The sequence below is a fragment of the Sulfobacillus harzensis genome (assembly GCF_012933365.1).
In the GTDB taxonomy this organism is placed as follows: domain Bacteria; phylum Bacillota; class Sulfobacillia; order Sulfobacillales; family Sulfobacillaceae; genus Sulfobacillus_B; species Sulfobacillus_B harzensis.
Genome location: NZ_JABBVZ010000008.1, coordinates 25648 through 45075 on the forward strand (window position 1 = coordinate 25648; position 19428 = coordinate 45075).

The 19428-nt window shown below is 58.3% G+C and carries 13 protein-coding genes; 2 read left to right on the plus strand and 11 right to left on the minus strand.

Features of this window, described 5'->3' with window-relative positions; translation table 11 throughout:
* Window positions 1-2: 2 nt before the first annotated feature.
* Window positions 3-2426, minus strand: coding sequence for a UvrD-helicase domain-containing protein (locus HIJ39_RS03770; protein WP_243239318.1), 2424 nt, complete (start codon window positions 2424-2426; stop codon window positions 3-5).
* Complete coding sequence (locus HIJ39_RS03775; RefSeq protein WP_169096867.1) at window positions 2413-4794, minus strand: PD-(D/E)XK nuclease family protein; 2382 nt, start codon at window positions 4792-4794, stop codon at window positions 2413-2415. The genes HIJ39_RS03770 and HIJ39_RS03775 overlap by 14 nt, the downstream gene beginning before the upstream one ends.
* A gap of 66 nt (window positions 4795-4860) precedes the next feature.
* Here HIJ39_RS03775 and HIJ39_RS03780 point away from each other — a divergent pair, with 66 nt between their 5' ends.
* Window positions 4861-5685: an HAD family hydrolase gene (locus HIJ39_RS03780; RefSeq protein ID WP_169096869.1), complete on the plus strand. Its 825-nt coding sequence runs from the start codon at window positions 4861-4863 to the stop codon at window positions 5683-5685.
* On the opposite strand, the gene hutH is transcribed toward HIJ39_RS03780, so the two are convergent.
* The 9 genes from hutH to HIJ39_RS03825 all read right to left on the minus strand — a co-directional run bounded on the left by hutH (window position 5655) and on the right by HIJ39_RS03825 (window position 18591).
* The gene (gene hutH / locus HIJ39_RS03785; protein WP_169096871.1) at window positions 5655-7184 is read right to left on the minus strand and encodes a histidine ammonia-lyase; all 1530 of its coding nucleotides are present in this window, start codon (window positions 7182-7184) and stop codon (window positions 5655-5657) included. The genes HIJ39_RS03780 and hutH overlap by 31 nt on opposite strands.
* Before the next feature lie 15 nt (window positions 7185-7199).
* Complete coding sequence (gene yfmH / locus HIJ39_RS03790) at window positions 7200-8498, minus strand: EF-P 5-aminopentanol modification-associated protein YfmH (protein ID WP_169096873.1); 1299 nt, start codon at window positions 8496-8498, stop codon at window positions 7200-7202.
* Window positions 8488-9786, minus strand: a complete 1299-nt coding sequence (yfmF, locus tag HIJ39_RS03795; protein WP_169096875.1) for an EF-P 5-aminopentanol modification-associated protein YfmF — start codon at window positions 9784-9786, stop codon at window positions 8488-8490. Before yfmF ends, yfmH begins: the two co-directional genes overlap by 11 nt.
* Before the next feature lie 44 nt (window positions 9787-9830).
* Window positions 9831-11648 (minus strand): ATP-dependent zinc metalloprotease FtsH, encoded by a 1818-nt coding sequence (ftsH, locus tag HIJ39_RS03800; protein ID WP_169096877.1) that lies wholly within the window; start codon window positions 11646-11648, stop codon window positions 9831-9833.
* A gap of 80 nt (window positions 11649-11728) precedes the next feature.
* Window positions 11729-13096 (minus strand): tRNA lysidine(34) synthetase TilS, encoded by a 1368-nt coding sequence (tilS, locus tag HIJ39_RS03805; protein WP_169096879.1) that lies wholly within the window; start codon window positions 13094-13096, stop codon window positions 11729-11731.
* Between the two features lie 31 nt (window positions 13097-13127).
* Complete coding sequence (locus tag HIJ39_RS03810; RefSeq protein ID WP_243239319.1) at window positions 13128-15269, minus strand: SpoIIE family protein phosphatase; 2142 nt, start codon at window positions 15267-15269, stop codon at window positions 13128-13130.
* Window positions 15270-15434: 165 nt separating this feature from the next.
* Window positions 15435-16319 carry a UTP--glucose-1-phosphate uridylyltransferase GalU gene (gene galU / locus HIJ39_RS03815; protein ID WP_169096881.1) on the minus strand — a complete coding sequence of 295 codons (885 nt, stop codon included), beginning with the start codon at window positions 16317-16319 and terminating at the stop codon, window positions 15435-15437.
* A 37-nt stretch (window positions 16320-16356) separates the two neighbouring features.
* Window positions 16357-17412, minus strand: coding sequence for a mannose-1-phosphate guanylyltransferase (locus tag HIJ39_RS03820; protein WP_169096883.1), 1056 nt, complete (start codon window positions 17410-17412; stop codon window positions 16357-16359).
* 3 nt (window positions 17413-17415) lie between these two features.
* Window positions 17416-18591, minus strand: a complete 1176-nt coding sequence (locus tag HIJ39_RS03825) for a pyridoxal-phosphate-dependent aminotransferase family protein (protein WP_169096885.1) — start codon at window positions 18589-18591, stop codon at window positions 17416-17418.
* 104 nt (window positions 18592-18695) lie between these two features.
* Between HIJ39_RS03825 and deoC the strand changes: the two genes are divergently transcribed.
* On the plus strand, window positions 18696-19367 hold the full coding sequence (gene deoC / locus HIJ39_RS03830; protein WP_169096887.1) for a deoxyribose-phosphate aldolase: 672 nt from the start codon (window positions 18696-18698) through the stop codon (window positions 19365-19367).
* Window positions 19368-19428 lie beyond the last annotated feature (61 nt).

Below are 19428 nucleotides of genomic sequence, written 5' to 3' on the forward strand. Positions count from 1 at the left end.
TTTCATGACGGGTCGCCAATGGACACCCCTTTCTCTCCCTCGCCGATGGGATCAAGAAACGCCGCGTAAAACCAGAGATAATCTTTTGCCCGGGTCAAGGCGACATAGAGCAGGCGATCCCCTTCCGCCTCCTCACGGAGCCGGTGATCGGCCTCCAAGAGATCCCAGTCCCGACTCTGCCAGGGATCCTGTTTAAGCGCCGCCCGGCCCAAACGCGAATTATAATGAATGCCGGACTCCAAATAGGTTTCCTTGGGCTTCCAATTGGCCACAATGACCAGCGGCCACTCCAACCCTTTGGCTTGATGGACGGTGGAAATCGCCACGGCGTCATCGTCTTGCGCCACCGGCGCCTCCTCGAACGGCACTCCCTCGTGGACTTGCTCATAGAGCCATTGCGTGAACTCAAAAATGGTCCAGCGATCACCCAAATCGCGGGCCAGACTTCGGAGTTTGTCCAGATTGGCCAACGCCGCCTTGTCCTCCCGCTCCCGGAGCACCGTGACCAATGGGCTGGCATGAAGGGCCCTTATGATCACGTCTTCCGCATCAACCCGCCAAAATTCGCGGTGCCAGGCGTTTAAGCGCGCCATCCATTCCCGCACCTCCGGGGATCCGACCCGAGTCTCGCGATAGTCCCATGAACCACCCAGGCGCCGATGCTGAAGCAGCTCCTCATGGCTCATGGCCACCCACGGCGACAACAGCCACCCGACCACCGCGAGCGAATCCTGAGGCATTTCCAGTGCCCGGAAGAGATGAGCCATCCCCCGCACCTCATCTTGTTGGAAGAAGGAACGGCCGCTTTGGGTGGAAACGGGAATTCCCCGTTCTCGGAGGGCTTGGCGGTAAATGTCAATCTCCGTTCTTTGCGGCACAACCAGTGCGATGTCCCGAAAGGTGAGCGGGCGCTGACCGTCTTTTGTCCGCACGGGCCATCCTTCCGCCACCGCCATCGCAACGCGCTCGGCAATATCAAGCGCTTCCATACGACGTGTGTCGCGCGCATTGCGTGCTTGAGGCCACTGGATCACCCGCACTCGTTCACGCCCGTCGTCGGGAAAGGTTTCTGCCAATGGCTGAAACGGCGGAACATAGGGCCGCTCCAAATCAGGTTGGGAAGGCCAACGATCAGAAAACCAACGGTTGACAAAAGCTAGGATAGCGGCGTTGGATCGAAAGTTTTGCCAAATAGGGATAATGCGCCCGCCGGTGGTTGAGAGTTCCTGGCGCATTGCCGCATATGTCTCAACGTCTGCCCCGCGAAAACGATAGATCGATTGCTTCGGGTCGCCCACTAAAAAGAGGCGCCCCTGATCGTGAGGGCTTAAAGCCGTTGAACCCGGCGGCGTTACCAGTCGCCGGACAATGGCGGCCTGCAAGGGATCGGTGTCCTGGAACTCGTCAACCATGACCAGGGAGAACCGTCGCGACAGCGCTGCCTGCACTTTAGGCTCGCGAGTAATGCGCTCGGCCTCGATCAGTAAGTCGTCATACGTTAAAGCCAATTTCTCAAAGCGTGCTCGGCGCCAAAGCGGCATGAACTGGCTCCCGACCAAGTCCAGCCACATCTTGAGGTATGCGTCAGCCATTTGCTGGCGGAGTAAGCCGAGCGCTTCTTTGAGTTCTTTCAGCCATTGCTTTTGCTCCTTTAACCACTCTGGGTGGGCCCAATTTTTCTGGTTTCCCTTGGGACCTAATCCCCGGGTCCAAAGCGCCAGCATACGCGGCCATTCCCGCCGGTCCACCTGCTCCAGCCAATCGAATTCCCGGGCAATAGCCAGAATTTGCCCCCGCCCTGCATCGTCCGGGGCTGCGTCCTCCAACGCACGGGTATAAAATGCCCGCGCTTCGGCCGCAAATCGGCGCACAAAGCTCGCCAACTCGGGAAATTCGCCCTCCACCACGGGCACTTCGCGCCAATGGCTGATTCGCCGGGCCCAGGACTTCAGCTGCGGGTATGTGATACCGGCATGCAAGAGATCCAGCACCTTGGGGCTGAATTGGGAATCTTGCACCCACTCTTGAAAGGTCTCCTCCCAGAGGCGCGCTGCTTCCACTTCATCGAGGACCTGAAAGCCAATCGGTATCCCGTAGTCGGGGCCAAACTCTTGTAAAATACGATAACAGAAGCCATGGATGGTGGTGATGGCTGCGCTCTCGACCGCCCTTTCAACCGCATCCTGATGATCCGCTCCTTCTCCCAATGCCAGCAACCGGGCTTGAAGTCGGCTCCTCATCTCGTCGGCTGCCTTTTCCATGAAGGTAATTAAGAGCATGCGGGAAAGAGGCACGTGTCGGTCAATGGCATGCATGACCCGGTTGATGAGAAGCGACGTTTTGCCTGTGCCCGCCCCGGCCTCCACCAATACATTAAAGGTGGCTTCAACGGCCGCGGCGCGTTCCTGGCGATCAATCGTTTCCATGTTCATCCCCTTCCCAAAGCGACCGATATTCTTGGGCGCCAGTCGCGCCCTTTCGGCGCGCATACTCGGCCACTGATGCAGGACACACGTCCCGAAAATCGCAGCCACGGCAAGGGTTGCCCCGGGGATCGGGGAGTGGGAGAAAGAGCCCCTGGTGCATCCGATCGCGGATTCCGCTTAAGAGATGCTCTACCTTTTCCTTGAGAGCCTCAGGGTCATCCACCTCTAAAACCCGATGCTGATATCCCGCCATCTGGCTCACGCCGAACAGTTCTGCTCTGAGAGGCCGTTGATACCGCTCATAGACTGCCAGCCAGTAAAGCGCCAACTGTAGGTGAGCGGGATGGATACGCGATGGATTGACCAGATGGCCGGTTTTGTAGTCAATCACGCGCATGCTGCCATCGGGAAGAAAGTCCAGTCGATCAATACGGCCCGTCATGGGGACAATCAAATCCCAGTTCAAGGTGACCTCTACCTCCGACGTGCCCGTGGGATCCCATCCATCGCGCAGAAAGGCCTCATAGAGTTCCGACTCCAAGCGGTCCCGCTGGTAGCGGCGATGAAACTCGGCCACACCTGGAGGAGCGGGATTGTCGTCCATGGCCTGCTGAACCGCTTGAGCGACGGTGGTCCGCGTCAGCGCGCCGCGTTGGCGGACGAGAATTTCCAACGCCCGGTGCGCCCATTGGCCCGCGAGCCGCGGATCCACCTCCACCCCACTCTCCTGACGAGCCCGCGCCCCTATCAGCCGCGACAAAAGAAAGCTGGTTGGGCAACGTCCGAACTCTTCGAGGGCCGAGGCCGAAAAACGGGTTGGAATCAATTCCGCAACCGCGTCACCGGACACGACCCCCTGGTAGGCCGTAAATCGGGCTTCTTCCCGCCAATCGCGGTACCAAGCCCTGACCCGATCGGAAGCGCGTCGATCATCGGGTTGTCCTCGCCAATCCGAGTCCTCGGGCATCTGGCCTACCATCCACCAACACTGGATTCCGGAATCCTCTTTCAGCGCTTGCAGCAGCAGCGCGTCAACACTCTCCGGCCAGGAGTCAGGCAGCCAGTCCCGAAGAGCTTTCTCATGGTCAAAGGGGCTATGATGCCGGGGTCTGGGGACCGGTCCACGGCCCGCAATTGCCAGCACAGCCGACGGCACCCAAACCGCTTCCTCAAATGGCATAATCGGAAGGTCTCGGGCCTGCGAAAATACTAGCTGGCCAAGCGCCTCAAAAAGCGATTCGGCCGATACGGGTACCCCCCATGTGTCGTACAGGGCCAGGCACTTAGCCTCTTCAGCAAGAAAGGTCCATGCGCTGTCGTGGCGCGCCAGGTCTTCCATACACCGGATGACCTGCTGCCAATCACGGCATTGGAGAAGCTCATCGGCCAAAACGGTGGGGAGTTCGACAGCCCATCCAAGTGCTGGGGCGACCATTTCCCAATAGTTGCGTTCGCCGCCGGTGGCCCGTCCTAGCGACAGGCGTAGCAGAAGCTCCCAGTGCGCTTTCGCTTCCGGCGGTTGGGCAACCGGTTGGGCAATGAGATGGGCCTCAGCAAAAGCCCTGGCGATGGGACGGATATCACGGGCATCGCTTACCGCGACCACCACGTCGTCGACCCCAACCCCGCGTTCGATCATGACCCGAGCCACGCCCCGAAACGCATCCCCGGGCACCATTTCAAACGCCCGCTTGGGCCCTGGTTGGGACAGCATCTCGATCCGTCCTGAAAAGCGTTTGACCCGTTCATTACTGATGCCATCCCACAGTGGGCTGAGCGCCCACAATTCCACCGGGACGCGTCGGCTCCATTCTCGGATTAATGCCCATAACGGTCGGGCAATTCGGTTAAACCCGTATAGGAAAACGATGCCATCGGCTGCCGTAGGCACTTTGGCACTCCGAGCGGCATACTCATACATGCGGAGTTCATCCCAGGCTGACCCCGAAAGGCGCTCGTCGACATGTCGCCACAAGGCGTCCCACGGCAACGTATCGTCCGGATGCGCGCGAAAGGGCGGCATACCTTGCTGTCGACCCTGTCGCACAACCGTCAACGCGGTCCGCGTCAACCCAGGTACGGCTTGGTGTCGGCTGTCAAGCACATCGTCGGGAATGGCGTGCGACAACATTTCCCATGCTCCCTGGGGAAGGCGCATGATATGCTGAGGAAGGACTTGTTCCAGCCGATCGTCTAAAGCCCTAATGGGCGGTCCGTCGCCGACACGCGAGCCCAAGGACGCGGCGAGCGGCCGCGAAGGAACCAGCACCACGCTGGCGCGGGCGATGGGTTCGGGAAGAGTCCGCATGCGGTTCCAAAAATGTTGATGCACGTTGGACAATAACCCTTGGTAGCATAACAATGGCACGAAATGAAACCTCCATGCACCCATTCGCGAATTCGGCGGGATTTCCCTGCCTTGGAGGTGGGCGAAATGATACGAGCAATCACCTGTGATTTGGACGGCACGTTGTTGGACCACGAGGCCCGCATTCGTCCCAAATCGGCGCAAGCCCTGGTAGAGTTGTCCCGTCAGGGCGTGATGGTGATCCTGGCAAGCGGCCGCAGTTGGCGCACCGTGCTGCGCATTCAGCGCGCCCTAGGCCTGGTCGGTCCCATCATCACCCATAACGGCGCGTATGGGTATGACTCCGCCCAACAACGAGAATGGTATCGCCATGGAGTGCCGGCTTCCCGAGCGCGCCAATTTGTATCGTGGGCGGATGAGGTTCAGGTGATGGTGCGCTGTTATCTCGGAGCTCACCAGCCAGTCGTGTACAATCGGTTCGATCTCGCGCACCAACTATGTTGGATGAGACCTGAAGATCGGCTGATCCCCAATTTGGCGGACAGCTTAAGTACCGATCCTCTTGAAATTTTTCTGTCGGGTCTTGATGCGGTCGACCAGTTCATTGCCCGATTTGGCATGCGGGGCGATGATTACGAGCTTACGGTGTTTCCTCACGTCGGATATCGTGAAGTCAACATTTGCGCTCCACGCGTCGACAAGGTGGAGGCGCTGGAAGAGCTATGCCGTCTATGGGACATTAACCCTCGCGATGTCTTGGCTTTGGGCGATGGCGCCAACGATGTACGCATGCTCGCTTGGGCTGGTCGAGCAGTGGCGATCGGAGACGGCAATCCATTGGCCCAAGCCGAAGCCGACTTTGTCACCAGCCGAGGTAATCCTGAGCCCGTGTTGGAAGGCCTCTTATGGGCCCTTCCCCGTTATCTGTCGCTTCCGCTGAGCAGCGCCTGAGTCAAGGCCATGCCGGCGTCGCTTAAGAGCGCTTGCGCCATGCGCTCGATATCGGGAGCCAATACGCGGTCCTCATCCCAGGGCGCGACAAACTGCCGCACAAACCCATAGATGGCCTGGCCGGCCGGGGATAGCAACTCGGGTCCCAGCAAATCGGCGGCCTGCGCCCCTGCGATGAGCTCGATGGCTAGAACATGCTGCACGTTGGCCAGGATGACAAGTGCTTTCCGCCCAGCCGTGGTACCCATGGACACGTGATCTTCCTGATTGGCGGATGTCGGGATGGAGTCCACGCTGCTGGGATGGGCCCACACTTTGTTCTCGGATACCAAACTGGCCGCCGTATATTGAGCCAGCATCATACCCGAATGGAGCCCACCCTGATTCACCAAAAAAGGCGGAAGACCGGATAACGCCGGGTTAACCATACGTTCCGTGCGACGTTCGCTGATGTTGGCCCATTCCGCCAATAAAATGCCCAGATAATCCAATACCACCGCCAGCGGTTGGCCATGGAAATTGCCCGCCGACACGACCTCGTCTATCTCCGGAAAGAATAGCGGATTGTCGGTAGCACTATTAATTTCTCGCTCCACGACCCCACCCACATGCGTGAGGCCCTCTCGGCTGGCGCCATGCACTTGTGGCATACAGCGAAGCGAGTAGGCATCCTGAACCCTAAGCTCCCCGGGCTCGGTGGTCAAGCGGCTCCCCTCCAGCAGCTGGCGGAGATTTTGGGCGCTCGTGATCAATCCCGGATGCGGCCGCACGTCAAATACCTGAGGCATGAAAGCCTTGGGGATGCCGCGTAAGACTTGCAACGACAACGAGCCGGCAATATCAGCCCAGTCTGCCAAAGTTCGGGCCCTTTTGACTAGCAGCGCACCCATGGCGCCCATGGCCTGCGTTCCGTTAATCAGCGCCAGTCCTTCTTTGGCCTCGAGAACCAAGGGGGTCAGCCCAGCCGCGCGAAGAGCTTCGTCTCCCGCCATTTGCCGACCGTCGAACCAGGCCTGCCCCTCGCCCACCAGTACCAGTGCCAAATGAGCCAGAGGCGCCAGGTCGCCACTCGCTCCCACGGATCCCTGCGACGGGATGATGGGCGTCACTCCACGATTCAAGAAGTCTAGCAAGCGTTCCACCACTACCGGTCGAACCCCGGAATTTCCCCGTGCCAGAGCATTGGCTCGCAACAGCAGCATGGCTCGGGCCACATCCTCTGGAAAAGGACGACCCACCCCAGCCGCATGGCTGCGGATTAAATTTAGCTGCAATTGAGCGCGATCCCCGTCTTCGATGACCACATCACTAAATCGGCCAAAGCCGGTGGTCACGCCGTAGATGCGACGCCCTTCATCTAAATAACGCGTTACCATAGAGCGAGAGGCCGCCAGCTTTGTGGCGGCCTCTCGAGTCAGGCTAACCGGTTGATGATGGACGGCCACTTGATAGACCGCATCAATTGCGAGATGTTCCCCCGTTAACGCAACAAATTCCACCCTGCATCCCCTCTCTTATGACCCGCCTTGATGTGTTAATGGCTTTACCAGGGAAACCGCCCGACTTTCCTCCCGTAAGTGGTCCCGGCGCGCTGCCTCGATATCGTCGAGGGTTACCGACTCTAACATCTCCGGGATAAGACTTAAATCGACGCCACGGAAGTAATACGCATTGAACGCGTACGCTAAATCTTCCAGATTCTCGAACAGTCCGACAAACTCACCGAGCTCCTTGCGCTTTAAGCGAGCCAAGTCGTCAACGTTGAACGGCTCCGTGGCTAGGCGTTCGAGCAACACCGCTTCTAGCTTTTCGGGATCGGGCGTCTCGCCCCCCAAGGCACTCATGGCATACGCCTCCGCGCTGCTGTAGTGGGCAGAAAAGCGCTCATTGATGAGTCCTGCCTGATATAAATCATTAAAGAGTCGGGAACTCGGTCCCAACAGGAGCGACCACATCAGCCCCATCACGATATCCCGGCGCAAGAGCTCCGCTCCCCGAAGACCGGCTGGATCCTTATATCCCATGAGAAAAAGCGGCGCAGCCACTGGCATGTTCTTCTCGATGCGCTTGTCCTGAACGGCACGCGGCTCCTCCGGAAATAGGCGTCCGATGGAACCGCTCGGTTTCAGCTGACGCGATGCTTCCAGTTGTGCCAGATGATCGATAATGTGGCGCGGCTCCACGTCGCCGGCAACAAAGAATACCATGTTACTCGGGTGGTAGAAGGTCTGATAGCAGACATAAAGGTCATCGGGCGTAATCGTCCGGATGGATTCCACGCTGCCCGCAATGTCGAGCCGCACCGGGTTCTTTTGATAGAGCGCTTGCATCAGGTTGGAATGCAGGCGATCGCCCGGCATATCAAGATACATGCGAATCTCCTGCTCGATGATGCCCTTTTCCTTCTCCACATTCTCGGGGGTGAAATAGGGCTCTTCGACCAATCGTACCAGCGTTTCCAGACAGGCATCGATTTCAGAGGTGGCAGAAAACAGAAATGTAGTCGACGTATACTCGGTATAGGCGTTGGTGTACGCACCCAATTCGGCAAAGCGCTCGAATACATCCCGACCTTCCGGCTTCTCGTACATTTTGTGCTCAAGAAAGTGGGCAATGCCGTCTGGCACATGCACCTCCTGGCCGGTGTCGGGGCGACGGAAATGGCTATCGATCGACCCATAATGGGTGGCATAGGTGGCGTACGTCTTCTTCATACCGGGCTTCGGCAACACGAAAATCGTCAACCCTGAATCCAATTGCTCACGTACCGGTCGCTCGCCAATTTCCGCCCAGGTCAACGCCCTACTCTGCATGCCCCTCCTCCTCGCTGGTCAGAAAGTAGACTGTATCCAACTCCACCCGCTGGGCGACCCGCACAATATCCTCGGGCCTCACCTGGCCGAGAGCCCGGATCATTTCCGGTCCGGACAGACCTCCGCCAATCAGAATCTGTTCCAATTGCCGCCCAATGAGTTGTCCCGGACCATCCTCCTCCGACAGGATTTCATTCTCATAAGCTTTAAGCGTGAAACTCATCTCTTCCTGGCTGATGTGCCCTGAACGCATGGCAGAAACCTGTTCCTCAATGATGCGGCGCGCCGCCTCGTAGTCACGGAACTCGATCCCGGCGCCGATGATCATCAAGGCCAACGCGGGGTCGACCCGCGAATACGCGTAATAGGCCAGACTGGCCCTTTCCCGCACATTGATAAAAAGTTTGGAATGTGAAAAACCGCCCAGAATGCCCGAGTACATCACAAGTGCCGGGTAGTCCGGATCTTTGGCCGTAATCTGGGTGCGATAGGCGAGATTAAGCTTGCCTTGACGCACATCCTGACGCTCAATGACGGTATGGCCCTGGTGCTGGCCCCGATACGGCTGAATGGTCGACACGTCGCGGCGGTAAGAACGCGACCAGCGCTGCGTAATGTGTTGATGAATCCGGTCGGCATCGACGTCTCCAACCACCAGGAATACAAATGGGCTGGACTCGCGGCTCTCCGTCAGCAGCGTCACCAACTGGTCTGGGGTCACGGCATCCACCTCGGCGGGAGTGCCCAGTTTCTTTAATCCGAAGCGTTCGCCGTCGGCAACCAGTTCAATGAGCCGAGATAGCGCATATTGGCCCTTGTCGTTAATCAGCGCAGATATCTGCCGTTTCACTAAAACTTTTTCCTGCTCCACCGCGTCCGTCGGAAAGGCGCCATCCACCAACCGAGGATGGTCAATCACTTCCGACAGGAAGTCTAGCGCGCTTATCACGGTGTCGGGCTTTCCCGGCAAATACTGGCCATCCACGACCGTGATGTGAAAGGACAACAGCTGTTTGTCACCGAGCTTCCCTACATCGGCACGAAAACTTGCGCCATAGAGCGATTCCAACTGCTGCTCCATGATTCGACGCGTCGGCCACGCGCGGGTGCCACGCCTGAGCATGTGCGGCAAAATCGCGCCTTGGGCGCGATCGGACACGGCCAACTCCCGAATCCAGGCGGCATAAATTGTGACTGTCTTGAAACGCTTAGTGGGGTAAACGTAGGACCCCATGCCCTGCTTCCATTCACCTATGAAGGTATCCAGGTCCGTCTTTGACCAGGCCACATCATCGCCCCCTTGGCTACTCTTCCCTCCAGGGCGCCGTCTTACTACACGGTGACACCGCTGCCCCAGACAATTGCCTTTAACTCATCGGCCAACAGCGTTTCCTTTTCCATCAAGGCCAGTGCCAACCGATTGAGCGTGCTGCGATGCGTGCTGAGAATCTGCCGTGCCCGCTGGTATTGCTGCGTCACGATATCGCGCACCTCGCGGTCAATGGCGGATGCGACCTCTTCGCTGTAGTCGGGTTCGCGGGCAATATCCCGGCCCAAGAACACTTGGTCCTGACGCTGCCCATAGGTCATCGGTCCTAATTCCTCAGACATACCGTACTCAGTAATCATTTGCCGCACCATGGCGGTCGACTTTTCCAAGTCATTCTGAGCGCCGGTCGAAACCTCGCCGAACACCAATTCCTCAGCAGCTCGACCGCCAAGCGCCATGGCTACCTGATCCAAAATCTGCGAGCGGGTCACCAAATACCGATCCTCAATAGGCAAAGGCAAGGTATAGCCCATGGCCATGCCGCGAGGAATAATCGTCACCTTGTGCACTGGGTCGCCATGCTCTACCAACATCCCCACCAAGGTGTGGCCCGACTCGTGGAACGCCACGGCACGCTTTTCCTTTTCCGAAATGGTCCGGCTCTTCTTTTGCGGCCCCGCCATCACCCGCTCGGCGGCTTCCTCAAAATCCTTCAAGTGAATGGTGCGCTGGTGGGCCCGCGCGGCTAATAACGCCGCTTCATTGGCCAGATTGGCCAAGTCAGCCCCGGTATAACCGGGGGTGCGGCGGGCAATAAGCTCTAGGTCGACATCCGCATCCAAGGGCTTCCCACGGGTATGCACTTTCAAGATTTCCAGCCGTCCCTTGACGTCCGGACGATGCACCACAATCTGCCGGTCGAAGCGGCCGGGACGGAGGAGCGCAGGATCCAAGACATCGGGACGGTTGGTCGCCGCAATAACGATGATGCCCTCATTAGGCCCAAAGCCATCCATCTCCACGAGCAACTGGTTCAAGGTCTGTTCACGCTCGTCGTGGCCGCCGCCGTATCCCGCTCCGCGCATCCGCCCGACGGCGTCAATTTCGTCAATGAAGATGATGCATGGGGCATTCTTCTTGGCTTGGTCAAAGAGGTCGCGCACGCGGGAAGCTCCAACGCCAACGAACATTTCCACAAAATCGGAACCACTGTCGGAGAAGAAAGGCACCCCCGCTTCACCAGCCACCGCCCGCGCCAACAAGGTTTTACCCGTTCCGGGAGCGCCCGAGAGCAATATCCCTTTGGGAATCTTGGCACCCAATTCAAGATACTTTTTCGGATACCGTAGAAAATCGACCACTTCGGCCAACTCTTGCTTCTCTTCTTCCACACCCGCCACGTCGTCAAAGGTGACCCGACGGCGCTCATCCGCATTATGTAGTCGGGCCCGCGACCGACCAAACTGCATGACTCGGCCGCCGCCCCCTTGGGTTTGACTCAGGAAGAAGTACAGCATGAACAGGATAGCCAGCAGCGGCAAAAAGTTTGAGAGCAGAGACAGCCAGAACGATGTCGTGGCCGGGTGCGTAATACTGACGACGACGCGATCCTTAACCAAGGCATCGGCCAAGGATGCCGTTCCTCCCGTCGCGTAAACCGTCTGAAAGCTTTTATTACCGGTCGTCACCGCCGTCACCACATGGGTTTGGGGGTTAATATCCGCCTTCGCCACCTGACCGGTGCTGGCCAACGAGAGAAGACGGGAATAGGATACTTGGGCAACTCCACGGCCCGGCGCGCTGGTCAATTCCCAGAGCGTGGAAATCAGCAACAAGGCAAAAATCGCGGTCAGAATACCGCGTACCCACCGATTGGTCATCTGGCTCTCCTTACCCCAAATTTGGCGAAAGAAATGTCGCTCTACATTATATCATACGCAATTTTTTTCGAGACCTCGCCCTACCTCGAGCGCTTGACCTGAAAGCCACTGGGAGCATCCACGCGCACCAGCCAAATGGTATCCCCGGGACGAAAGCGGGCGGCTTCCGCCACCCGAATGCCAGGCACGGCGAGAATCGGGCCATTGTCGGGATGGCCCACCAAGACCGGCCATCGGGGCCGCAAATCGCGAGGAACTTTGGCGTCCACAAACATATCATGCAACTTTTTACTATGGCCGCCCATCCCTAAAGGCTGCATCCGATCCCCGCGCCGCCACGCGCGCACCCAAAGGTCGGGCCACGCCCCGGAGATGGCGGTCCATCCCGGCGGCGCTTTCTCTGCTGGCACTTTCCGCGTGTGAATGCGAAATCCGGAGAAATTGGCCACAGTATCTGCCGACAGCTGCATCGGCCGACCCCATGCATCCGTTGTTGTCGGTTGTCCCGAGGAGACTTGGAGGCGCCCATCATTCCGGTGCTCAACTTGCCAACCACGTGGCCAGGAGGTTGATCCGGCCAGCGCTGCCTCCAGGTGCTGGTGTGACAGTCGCAGCCCCTGCCGCTCTGCGAATCGCTCCAAAATCCGCAAGGTCCACGCCGTTGGCCAGCTTCGCCATTCGACATCTACCAGCAGGTGCTCTGAATCCTCCCATACCTGCCCGCTCAACCACCGGTCCAATGCCGCATCCAGTCCCTCTTGCTGGCGTCGAGCATCTTCTGCCAACCGTGCCAATGCCTCGCTGGCCCGCGGATTCACCTCGGTTCGAATAATGGGCATAAGATGATGCCGAATGCGATTTCTCAACATGCCAGGATCCGAATTTGTGGGATCCTCGCGCCAAGGAATATTGTTGTCCTGCAGGTAGGCTTGCAATTGCTGTCGGGGCACATTGAGGAGGGGGCGCACAATCGGCCCGCGGGTAGGATGAATGCCTCCCAGCCCACCGATGCCTGTTCCTACTAAAGCGCGCATCAATACGGTCTCCGCCTGGTCATCGCGTTGATGGGCGGTGGCCAGGCGCGCATCCTCACCCAACTCTCCAAGATGCTTCAGCAGGGCGGTGTATCGAGCGCGTCGGGCAGCCATCTCCATACTTTCGCCTGGTTGAGGGGTGGCGTCGACCGCGAGCACCGTGAGTCCGCAGCCGAACCGATGCATCAGGAAGTCCTTGAGCCAGTGGGCATCCTCCTGAGACTCCGGGCGCAACTGGTGGTTTACATGCACAGGACGAAGGTCAACATCGTGCTCCTCCTGGATGGCCACCAAGAGGGTAAAAAGCGCGAGCGAATCAATGCCACCGCTGACAGCGACCGCCAACGGAATCCCGGGCCTCCATAGGCTTCGAGCAATTTGCAAAAACTGGCGTTCGAGGGGATGTTTCATCATGGCTTGACTATAGACCATCTATCCCACAAATTCACCCACGCCGAAGCGATATCGGTGTAATCCGCTGCCACTCAGGCACCGCCCCATTGTCCGCCTGCTCGGCATATGGCGCGACGGACGACGGCGCCCCAATAACGATGACCATGACTAGGGCATCATCACGTCCATCCTGGCTATCCCCCAACATGAAGCTCAACAGAGCCTCAGCCATCATCTCCGGGTCCCCCACCGGCATTTGCTCTAAGAAGCGTTTGAGTCGCGCTTCCCCGCTCCTCTGATCGTCCTCCATAACCCCATCGGTCACCATCACGACCACGTCGCCGGGTTCCACCGGTTGAGTAATCGGATCGATGGCGACATCTTGCACGATTCCCACCGGAAGACTATGGCCGCGCACTTCAAATACGTGGCCGCGCCGACGAATGAAGGTCGGGGAGGCAGCCACCTTGACGATCTCCATCTGACGCGCTTCCTGGTCGAGCAGCAACAAATCTAAGGTGGCAAAATGGTCGTCTACCGATCGCAGCAACAGCGTGCTGTTGACCGCCCGCACCGCCAGCGGTTGGGAGAACCCCGCCATCAAGAGCTGCTCTAACAGCGACATGGCCGCGCCGCTTTCCCAAGCGGCCCGTGGTCCCACTCCCATTCCGTCGGAAATGCCAAACACCACTCGGGTGGGTGACAAATCACAGATGAGCTCACTGTCCCCGCTAATGACCCCCCCACGGCGGGGCCTTTTGGCAACGCCCACGCGATATCCCAAGGGTTCGACGCGCCAGCGGCGGCGCTTCACTGTGGGCGTCGCTTGGACGTCCTGGGCCATTTCGGCCACCAATTGCGCCAATCCTGTGAGCTGGAGTTCGGCCAATGCACGACTCTCCTTGATGCGCAACGCAAAGTTTGCCCGCTCCTTTTCCCGATTCATGGCCAAATTCGTGGCATGGGCTACGGCGTCCGGGCGTATGCAGCGCCGAGCCAAATCGCCCTCTAAGTCCTCATCGGTTACCACGGCGTCCTCCGCCTTGGCACTTAAGTCCATGAGCCCGCGATATGAACGATAGAACTCATCTTCCCAGCACGAGCGATATAACGAGCACTTTTTGCAAACCGACTCCACCACGGACTGCACCAACTGCGTTTCTGGCGCTTGAATCTCTTCATCCACCCGAAAGGCACGGGCCATTTCCCGCATGACATCGGCGATTTTGGTCATTCGCTCCCCCAATAGGTCCCGGGCATTAACCCCGGCGAACGACTCCGCCCAGCGCCGGGCGATTGCGATTACGCTATCCGGCACCGCCTGAAAAACGGCGGCTGCCCCTGCCATTGATACCCAAAAGGGTTTCAGCGGGCTGGGCATCTGAATGAAGACCGCGTAAAGCAAGACCCCAGCGACAAGGCCCACGGAGGCCCAACGCCAGTGCTTGGTGCCTAGCCACCCAGCCAGGAACCCCCCGGCGACCAAAATACCGACCATAACGTCTGCGGAACCCCCGCGAAGCGCAAGCGTCACCCCAAGCGTAGCGCCGGCCACTGCTCCTCCGGCGGGACCTTGAATGGCGGTGGCCGACAGCATCACCAGCGCGCCAAAAAAAAGACTAGGATTGACATCAAAAATCTGATAACCCGCTAATCCTGCGATGAGACACCCTAACGAGGCCAATGCCAACACCAACGTGCGACGATCGACATCACCGACCAGAACCCGCTCCAACTCGCGGGACAACAAGAAAAACAGCAGTATAGAGCCGGCCGCAACCAGCGCCGCAACAATCAACGTGTAGGATGTCCCCGCATGGCCGGCCAAAAACAGGCCTGCTGCCCCCAGCGCTAGCAGCGGCCATCGCAGAAACTGCCATCCCGGTCGGTACCAGGGCAAGGGCACAACCAACCCCCATGCCAATAACACCACGGCCGATAGCCACCCTGCCGCCAAAAGCGTGCCCGCCAGCCCACCCAACATTAAGGGTGCATACCAGTGGCGCCGCTTGGGCCAAACCATCAAGGAAAAAATTGCGACAAATGGTGCCGCATGATGATAGAGCATGGCTTGTCCAAAGATGGCTCCGGCGACTCCCACGCCGATTCGCTCTTTCCATCGCGATGCCGCACCAGTTGTCGACTGCTGGTTAATCCACCGGTTATCGTTCATCCTCACGACCTCGCCCGCCATCGACGTCCTCCTGCGCTGTCTAAAGTCATCCTTAATTTACCAATCACGGTCGGATGAAATTGGCAGAATGTGTAGAGCGTTTCCAGAGGTTCTCGACACCAGCCGCAAAGAAAAGACCCTCGGCGCAAAGCCGAGGGATGCGAGGAGGCCGAATCGACTCGGTCGTTACTCGGGCAATAATGAATCGGCCAAGAGTTCCCGGAGGTATTGTAAGACATCGTCCCGCATGTCGTCCCGGTCCAATGCGGCTTCGATGGTTGCTTTGACAAAGCCGAGTTTTTCTCCCACATCATAGCGCTTGCCCACATAGGGCACCGCAATCAACTGATGTTCCCGGGCTAAAATATCCAGCGCATCGGTCAGCTGAATTTCCCCTCCCGCCCCCTTCGGCAAGTCGGCCAATAGATGAAAGACGGCCGGATCCAAAACATATCTGCCCATGATTGCCAGGGGGTTGTCGGGGGCTTCGCTGGCAGGCGGTTTTTCGACCAAATGGCTCACCTTGACTGTACCGTCCGTCTGCTCTTGGCCATAGACAATCCCGTAACGCGAAGCTTCTTGACGCGGAACACGCTGGACCGCTACGACCGAACGCCCAGGCTTCCAATGCGCCAACAACTGCGCCAAAATGGGCGGGTGCCCCACCATCACGTCATCCCCCAAAAGCACCGCGAACGGCTCATCACCAACATGGCGCCGTGCTGCAAGCACTGCATGGCCTAGACCCATCGGCACTTTTTGGCGAATGAAGTGCAAGTTGGCTAGGGCACTCACCTTCTGCACAACGTGCAAGAGATCATCCTTGCCGCGTTCACGAAGGAACTCTTCGAGTTCCGGCGCCCGGTCGAAATGATCTTCAATCGAACCTTTGTCCCGACCAATCACCACCAGAAAGTCGTCGATGCCGGATTGCACCGCTTCTTCCACCACCAGCTGGATGGTCGGAGTGTCGATAATTGGGATCATTTCCTTCGGTTGCGCTTTAGTGGCCGGCAAAAACCGAGTCCCGAGCCCCGCCGCTGGAATCACCGCTTTGTGCACACGCGTCATGGGATCCTCCTTTTCACATCCATCGTCATGTCTGGGCTTACAACAAGTGGTCGTGGTTACCGTTATCGCGCAGCGCCTGAACAACCTTGCGTACATCCTGACTTCGATCCGGCCCCAAAATAAGAACCGCATCATGCGTGGCAACCACGTACAAGTCTTTGACGCCCACAAACGACAACAATGGGCCATCTGTAATAGCAGTCACATTTTCCGTTTCAACAAACACCGCATTGCCCCGAACTGCATTTTGCTCTTCGTCACGCGGCAACAAGCGCGCTAGGGACGCGAAAGTGCCCACGTCGTCCCAACCGATTTCTGCCGGCAACACGTACACTTGATGGGCTTTCTCCATAATTCCGTGGTCCACGGAGATGGCCGGCAATTCGTCGAAAATCTCCCCTTGCCTTTCGGGTTCGTCAGCTAGCACCTCAATCGCCTGCGCTAGGGTGGGGAGAAACTCGCGTACCGAGGCTAAAAACTCTTCGGCGCGGAAGACAAACATCCCCGAATTCCAGTAAAACCGGCCGCTCTCCACCATGCGCTCGGCCACGTCCCGTGGCGGCTTCTCAACAAACCGGGCCACCTTCATGACGTCAGGCTGACTAAAAGCCGAGCCATTATGCTCAATATAGCCGTAGCCGGTTTCCGGATGAGTGGGCACGATGCCAAAGGTATAGAAGCCGCCATGCTCTTCTGCCATCGCCAGCGCCCGCATCGCTAAAGCACGGAAACGGTCCGCCCTTTGAATCACATGGTCTGACGGCAACACCAGCATCACGGCTTCGGGATCTTGGCGATAAATCAGCTCAGCCGCCCACGCGATGGAGGGCGCTGTATTGCATCCCCGGGGTTCTCCGAGAATTTGCGTTCGGGGTACCTCGGGGAGATTTTGCGAGACCTTTTCTACATAGTCCATGCCTGTGACCACAAAAGTGTGCTGGTCATCAATGACGGAGGCAATGCGATCGCGAGTGGACTGCAACATGCTTCGCTCGCCAACCAGGGTCAGAAATTGTTTGGGATGCATCACACGAGATAAAGGCCAAAACCGTTCACCACGGCCGCCTGCCAAAATCACTAACCAACGCGCCATCCTTTAAGCCTGACCTACTTTCTGGTGGTATGTCTCTTCAAGCGCTCCCAATCCGGAGGGCACATCATGGCCTTCACTGGTCAGCACCGACCGGAGGGCGGTCAATAGGGTCATCATATGCGCAATCTGTGCGCCCTGACCCATAACCCCAACGCGCCAAATCTTTCCAGCCCACGGGCCCAACCCACCCGCAATCTCAATCCCATGATCTTCAAGCAGTCGCCGGCGCACCTGGGCCTCATTCACCCCAGCGGGGACTCGAACCGTCGCCACCGTCGGCAAGCGATGGGACACAGGAACCATCAGCTGCAAGCCCATAGCCTCGAGCCCCGCCCAAAGCGCCTCTGCCACCCGCCGATGTCGATTGAAGACAGCATCCAAACCTTCGTCGAGAATGAGATCCAGCGCCGCATCCAGGGCATAGATCATGCTGATGGGCGCCGTGTGATGATATGCCCGGGCACGACCTAAGTACTGGGCAATCGCAGACAGGTCAAAATACCAACTGGGAACTGGCATAGTTCGCTCCTGGAGCCGCTCTAAAGCCTGGTCATTGACCGTTATGGGAGCTAGCCCCGGCGGAGCTCCGAGACACTTTTGCGTTCCGGAAAAGACAATGTCAAAGCCCATCCGATCAACCTCGACAGGAATCCCCCCAAGAGCGGTCACGGCATCCACGAGCAGCAGCGCCCCGTGATGATGGACGAGGTCCGCCCATCCTTCCAGGGGCTGCAGCACTCCCGTCGAGGTTTCGGCTTTCACCACCGCTACCAAGCGGGTTTCCGGATGCTGTTGCAACGCAATTTGCAACTGTTCGCGCGACACGATTTCCCCGAAAGGGACCGAGAGAGACACCACCTCAGCGCCTAAGCGGCGTGCGGCATCTGCTAGCCGCTGCCCAAAAATGCCTTGTTCGACCACAATAACCGTATCGCCCGGCTCAAGAAAGTTGACCAAACTCATCTGCATGCCAGCGCTGCCCGTCCCTGATACGGGAAAGGTCAGCCGGTTTGTGGTTCCAAAGACCTGCCGCAGTTTGTCCTGCACCCCGTCGACTAGCGCCAAAAAGGCGGGGTCCAGATGGCCCAGCACCGGGCGCGCCATCGCTTGGCGCACCGCCTCGGACACCGGAGAGGGCCCCGGCGCCAACAGCAGGCGTTCCGGCAACACCCCTGCCATCCATCCATCTCCCTTCGACCCATTAATGCCCCCATTTTAACATGACTCGCGAAGAGGCGTAGGTAAGGGCGAAATCGGTATAATGACACTAAGGAGATGAGACCGTGACACGCCAAGAACTGGCACGTTTTTTAGACCACACGCTATTGAAGCCCGATGCGACTGTTCGCGACATTGAGCAACTGGTTGCAGATGCCTTGACATGGAACACCTACGCGGTGTGCGTCAACAGCGCCTATGTCCCCTTAGTCAGCCAACTACGCGGACACCACACCGATTTACACATTGCCTCGACCGTCGGATTCCCTCTCGGTCAGGCGCTGACCGCATGTAAGGTTGCCGAAACAGAGGAGGCGATCGCCGCTGGTGCGGATGAGATTGATCTGGTGTGGAATCTGGGGTTCTTCCTTTCAGGCCGCCATAAGGAGGTGGAAAAGGATATTCAAGCGGTCGTGAATGCCGCCAAAGCCATTCCAGTCAAAGTGATTCTGGAAACCGGGCGCCTTTCCCCGGAGCAAATGCGAACAGGGGCTCAACTAGCTGTGGGAGCCGGGGCCAAGACCGTGAAAACCTCCACCGGATTTGGATTTGGCGGGGCCACCGTCGAGGCGGTGCGCATTCTTCGAGAAGCCGTAGGCCCCGATATTGGCGTCAAGGCGTCGGGCGGCGTTTCCACGTACAACGATGCGCTTCTAATGATTGCAGCGGGAGCGACCCGCATTGGTCTCTCCAAGACGGGCCAAGTTTTAGCTGAAGCGCCAGCCCAGCAAAGTTAATACGACCGTCCAACGGCTCGTTCCCGCGCCAATGCAACGACCCGCCAACCATTAATTGCCT